The sequence below is a fragment of the Devosia geojensis genome, assembly GCF_000969415.1.
In the GTDB taxonomy this organism is placed as follows: Bacteria; Pseudomonadota; Alphaproteobacteria; order Rhizobiales; family Devosiaceae; genus Devosia; species Devosia geojensis.
The window spans coordinates 1-5239 of record NZ_JZEX01000041.1; the positions used below are offsets into that span (position 1 = coordinate 1).

Annotated in this window: 5 protein-coding genes; 2 read left to right on the forward strand and 3 right to left on the reverse strand. The window is 67.3% G+C overall.

Translation table 11 applies throughout. The features are described 5' to 3' along the window. Positions 1 to 80 precede the first annotated feature (80 nt). Together VE25_RS02740 and dgcA are read left to right on the forward strand one after the other, a co-directional pair. Positions 81 to 857, forward strand: coding sequence for a GntR family transcriptional regulator (locus tag VE25_RS02740; protein WP_052731680.1), 777 nt, complete (start codon positions 81 to 83; stop codon positions 855 to 857). Beyond that, positions 854 to 1834, forward strand: coding sequence for an N-acetyl-D-Glu racemase DgcA (dgcA, locus tag VE25_RS02745; protein ID WP_046107059.1), 981 nt, complete (start codon positions 854 to 856; stop codon positions 1832 to 1834). Before VE25_RS02740 ends, dgcA begins: the two co-directional genes overlap by 4 nt. A gap of 241 nt (positions 1835 to 2075) precedes the next feature. Here dgcA and VE25_RS02750 read toward each other — a convergent pair whose 3' ends face one another. The 3 genes from VE25_RS02750 to VE25_RS02760 are packed head-to-tail and all read right to left on the reverse strand — an operon-like array spanning position 2076 to position 5094. Next, entirely contained in the window at positions 2076 to 3068 is a 993-nt protein-coding gene (locus VE25_RS02750) for an ABC transporter substrate-binding protein (protein ID WP_046107060.1), read from the reverse strand. A gap of 29 nt (positions 3069 to 3097) precedes the next feature. Continuing rightward, complete coding sequence (locus VE25_RS02755; RefSeq protein WP_083988681.1) at positions 3098 to 4195, reverse strand: ABC transporter permease; 1098 nt, start codon at positions 4193 to 4195, stop codon at positions 3098 to 3100. After that, the gene (locus tag VE25_RS02760; protein WP_046107061.1) at positions 4192 to 5094 is read right to left on the reverse strand and encodes an ABC transporter permease; all 903 of its coding nucleotides are present in this window, start codon (positions 5092 to 5094) and stop codon (positions 4192 to 4194) included. The genes VE25_RS02755 and VE25_RS02760 overlap by 4 nt, the downstream gene beginning before the upstream one ends. Positions 5095 to 5239 lie beyond the last annotated feature (145 nt).

Genomic DNA, 5239 nt, shown 5'->3' on the forward strand with positions numbered 1-5239 from the left:
AGCGGCTTCCACAGCGTCCCCTCGCCCCTCTGGGGAGGGGGACAGGGTGAGGGGTCGGAGTGCGCGTGGGGATGTGCGCCATGACTATGCCCACCACCGAACCCGAAACCTCGGCCGTCCTCGCCCGTATCCTCGCGCACCTGCCGGCCGCGGGCGCGAGCGAAGACCCGCTCTATCTCCAACTTGCCGGCGCCATGCGCCAACTCATCGAGCGCGGGGAGTTGCGCGGCGGCGAGGCGCTGCCGTCCGAGCGGGTGCTGGTCAAGGCCACGGGCCTGTCACGCGTCACCGTCAGGAGCGCCATCGACGATCTCTTCCGCGACGGCCTCATCGCCCGGCGGCGGGGCGCAGGCTCCTATGTCTCGCCGCATGTCGACCAGCCGCTTTCCGTCCTCATCGGCTTTACCGCCGACATGGCCCGGCGTGGCGCCGAGGCGCGTTCCATCGTCCTTTCCAAGACCACCGGCCTGCCGGACCCCGAAGAGATGCTCAAGCTCGGCCTCTCGCCCAGCGAGCCGGTGCTGCGCCTCTCGCGCGTGCGCCTCTCCGACAACGATCCGCTCGCCGTCGAGCATGCCGTGGTGCCGCTCTTTGCCGTCGGCAGCGCCGACATCGGCGAGTCGCTCTACGAGACGCTGAAGCGCAACGGCTACATGCCGGTGCGCGCGTTGCAGCGCCTGCGCTCGGCCATTGCCGACAAGAAGGAGGCCGATCTCTTGCGCGTCGTCGCCGGCAGCCCGATCCTCCACATCGAGCGGCACTCGTTCCTCGCCAACGGCCGGGCGATCGAGGTGACGAAATCCTCCTATCGCGGCGACCGCTACGATTTCATCGCCGAACTGAAGCTCGAGCCATGACGCAGCTTGCCGCGGCAATCGAGCGCTTCCCGATCGCGGGCACCTTCACCATCTCGCGCGGCAGCAAACACGAGGCGGTGGTGGTGCACGTGACGCTGACCCGCGACGGCGTCACCGGCCACGGCGAATGCGTGCCCTATGCCCGCTACGGCGAGACGCCCAAGGGTGTCCTCACGGCGATCCTCTCGCTTGCCCCCGCCATCGCCGCAGGCCTCGACCGGCAGGCGCTGCAATCGGCCCTGCCGCCGGGCGCCGCCCGCAACGCCCTCGACTGCGCCTTCTGGGACCTCGACGCCAAGCTCGCCAGCGCCAGCGTCGCGGCGCTCGCCGGGCTCGAAGTTCCACCTTTAGTGACAACCGCCTACACCATCAGCCTCGGCACGCCCGAGGCGGTGGCGGAAGCGGCGAGCAAGGCTGCGGCCTATCCGCTGCTGAAGCTCAAGCTCGGCGGTGCCGGCGATCGCGAGCGGCTGGCAGCCGTCCGCGCGGCGGTGCCGCAAGCCCGCCTCATCGTCGATGCCAACGAAGCCTGGGCGGCCGAAGACCTCGCCGCCAATCTCTCCGCTTGCCGCGACCTCGGCATCGAGCTCGTCGAGCAGCCGCTGCCGGCGGGCGCCGACGCGCCCCTCGGCACGCTACCGCACCCGGTGCCCATCTACGCCGACGAGAGCATCCACGGGCTCGCGAGCCTCGATGCGCTTGCCGGCCGCTATGAGGCGATCAACATCAAGCTCGACAAGACCGGCGGCCTCACCGAAGCCATCGGCCTTGCCCGTAGGGCACGCGAACGGGACATGAAACTGATGGTCGGCTGCATGGTCGGCACGTCGCTGTCGATGGCTCCAGCGCTGCTGCTGTCGGGCCTCGCCGATTGGGTGGACCTGGACGGTCCTCTGTTGCTGCAAGAGGATCGGCCGGAAGGCTTGAGATATGCGGGCGGGCGGATCGATACGTCGATCGCAGTTTGGGGCAGGTAACCAACACCACCCACCGGCTGTCATCCCTGCGAAGCCGGGATGACAATTGAGACGGGGCGGAATAGTGCCACGCCCTCGTGGTTCGAGGCTCTGCTTCGCTCGCACCTCACCATGAGGGTTGTTGTGATACCGTGCCCCTATCAGTAGCCCTCATGGTGAAGTGCCGCGTAACGGCCTCGAACCACGAGGGCGTGGCACGACTCGAAAGAGAGGCGGAGCCGGCGGCTCCGCCCCCACGGCCTCAAAGCCCGTCGGTCACCACCGTCGAGAACGCCCCCTCCGGCTCCCTGGTGATGGCCGGGTTCTCCGGCGACACCGCCGAGAGGAGCGTATCGACCGTCTGCCGGTAGTCGGCCTCGTCGAGCACGCCCGTCGAGCCGGCGACGAGCTTGTTGATCTCGTTGACCTGATAGACCTGGTCCTCGAGCATCATGGCGCCCGTCATGTCGTTGTCGAGCACGATCTGGGCGGCTTCCTGCGGGTTCTCGGCGGCATAGGCCCAGCCCTTCATCGAGGCGCGGACGAACCGGGTCATCTTGTCGACGAAGGCAGGATCCTCAAGGTTCTCCTCGAGTACGTAGAGCCCGTCCTCGAGCATGCCGACGCCTTCGTCGCGGTAGTTGAAGACGGTCAGGTCCTCTTCCGCGAGCCCGGCCCGCAGCACCTGGCCGTACTCGTTGTAGGTCATGGTCGAGATGCAGGCCGCCTGCCCCTGGATCAGCGGATCGACGTTGAACGCCTGCTTCAAGACCTCGACGCCTTCCGCTCCGCCTTCGGTTCCAAGCCCGAGCTTGGCCATCCACGCATAGAACGGATACTCGTTGCCGAAGAACCAGACGCCGAGCGTCTTGCCCGGAAAGTCCTCGGTCGTCTCGACACCCATGTCCTTGCGGCAGGTGAGCAGGAGCCCGGAGTTCTTGAACGGCTGGGCGATGTTGACCAGCGGCACGCCGCGCTCGCGCGCGGCAAGACCGGCCGCCATCCAGGTGGTGATGACGTCGGCGCCGCCGCCGGCGATCACCTGCTCAGGGGCGATGTCCGGCCCGCCGGGCTTGATCTCGACGGTGAGCCCTTCCTCCTCGTAGAAGCCCTGGGCCTGCGCCACGTAGTAGCCGGCGAACTGCCCCTGGGTCACCCATTTGAGTTGCAGCACGACGCTATCCTGCGCCGTCGCCGCCCCTGCGCCCACCAGCGCCATCGCGCCGGCGAGCGCTGCGATTGTTAGTTTCTTCATTCCCTGTTCCCTTCCTTGTTGCGGCCCCGTCAGGCGCTGCGCACCGACGGATGCCAGAAGGTGATGGCGCGCTCCAGAAGCACCACCACCCCGTAAAAGGCCGATCCCGCGAGCGCCGCCACCGCGATCTCGGCCCAGACCATGTCGACATTCATCCGGCCGACTTCGGTAGATATCCGGAAGCCCATTCCCACTATGGGCGTCCCGAAAAATTCCGCCACGATGGCGCCGATCAAGGCCAATGTCGAATTGATCTTGAGGGCGTTGAAGATGAAGGGCGCCGCGGCGGGAAGGCGCAGCTTCAATAGGGTCTGCCAGTAGCCGGCGGCATAGGTCGTCATCAGGTCGCGCTCCATGGCGCCGGCAGCGTTCAAACCCGCGACCGTGTTCACCAGCATCGGAAAGAACGTCATGATGACGACGACGGCGGCCTTGCTCGGCCAGTCGAAGCCGAACCACATGACCATGATCGGGGCGACCCCGATGATCGGCAGCGCCGAGACGAAATTGCCGAGCGGCAGGAGCCCGCGCTTGAGGAACGGCGAGCGGTCGATGAGGATGGCGACGGCAAAGCCGAGCCCGCAGCCGAGCGTGTAACCGATCAGCACGGCCTTGAGGAACGTCTGCTGGAAATCGGCCCAGAGGGTCGGCAGGCTCGAGGCGATCCGCGCCCAGATGGCCGAGGGCGGCGGCAGGATGACGGAAGGCACGCCGGCCCCGCGCGTCACCGCCTCCCAGAGGGCAAGGATCGTGATGCCGAAGATCAGCGGCACGAGGAAACCGAAGACGCCGGGCTCCACCTCGCCCCGCCCCATGGCGCGCGAGAGCCGCTCGACGAAGAGCCAGGCGAAGACCCATGCAGCGACCAGCGCCAGCCAGTAGAAAGCCGGCGGGGGCGGCGACATCTCGGGCAGGCTGACGAGCGTTGCCGCAATGCCGAGGGCGGCGATCGTGCCGTCGACCCAGAGGCTGAAGCGCACGAACATCCGTGCTGCCGAGAGCGAGCCGACGATGGTGAAAACGAGGAGCCACGGAGGTAATCCCGGTGCGATCAGCGAACCCAGCGCGAGCGCGGCGGCGCAAAGGCCCCAGGCGACGATGGCGAGATAATGCTGCATCTGGCTCATGCCGGCCGCGCTCCCATCTTCGCGTTAACTAGCCGCTCGACGACGCCGACCGCCACCACCAAAAGCGCGGCGAGGATCGAGGCCATGACCAGCGCCGACCAGATCTGCGTCGTCTGCCCATAATAGGAGCCGTTGAGGAGCCGCGCCCCGAGCCCGGCGACCGCCCCGGTCGGCATTTCGCCGACGATAGCGCCGACGAGGCTGGCGGCCACCGCGACCTTCATCGAGGTGAAGAGGAAGGGCAGCGCGCTCGGCCAGCGCAGCTTCCAGAAGACTTGGGGTTCCGAGGCGTTGTAGGTGCGCATGAGGTCGAGCTGGATCGCCTCGGGACTCCTGAGGCCCTTCACCATCCCGACCGTCACCGGAAAGAACGACAGGTATGCCGAAATGATCGCCTTGGAGATGAACCGGGCCGGGTCCGTCGGCACGCCGAAGGTGCCGGTGAAGACATTGAAGCCGATGACGACGATCAGCGGGGCCAGCGCCAGAATCGGGATCGTCTGGCTTGCTACCACCCACGGCATCAGCGAGCGGTTCATTGCCTCGGAGTGGACGATCATCACCGCCAGGAGGATGCCGAGCGCCGAGCCCAGCACGAACCCCGCGAGCGTTGCCGAGAGCGTCACCCAGGCATGGAAGAAGAGCGAGCGCGGCACGGTCGGCGCCACCAGCGCCGTGGCGTTCCACAGCTCGCCAAACACCTGATGCGGCGTCGGCAGCACCGGGCGCTGCTGGTTCCAGGTATCGAGAATGAACTGCGTCAGCGGCACCCCCGCAACGTCTGCCCGCCGGTACATGTCGTTCTGCACCGGCCCGTTGAGCCCGATCGCACCGAGGTACCAGAGGACGAGGAGCGCAAGGAGCATCACGAGGACGGCGAAGGGCGTCGAGCGGGTCATGATCCCTGCCTCTCTCTGGCTCCGCTACCCCCCTCCCATCCTCCGTGCCAGGCCGGTGGATGGAGTAGGACAGCGCGACAAGCACGATGGGCCTCCCTCCCCCTTGAGGGGAGGGAATGAGGGTGGGGGTGGTTGTGTGGATCAC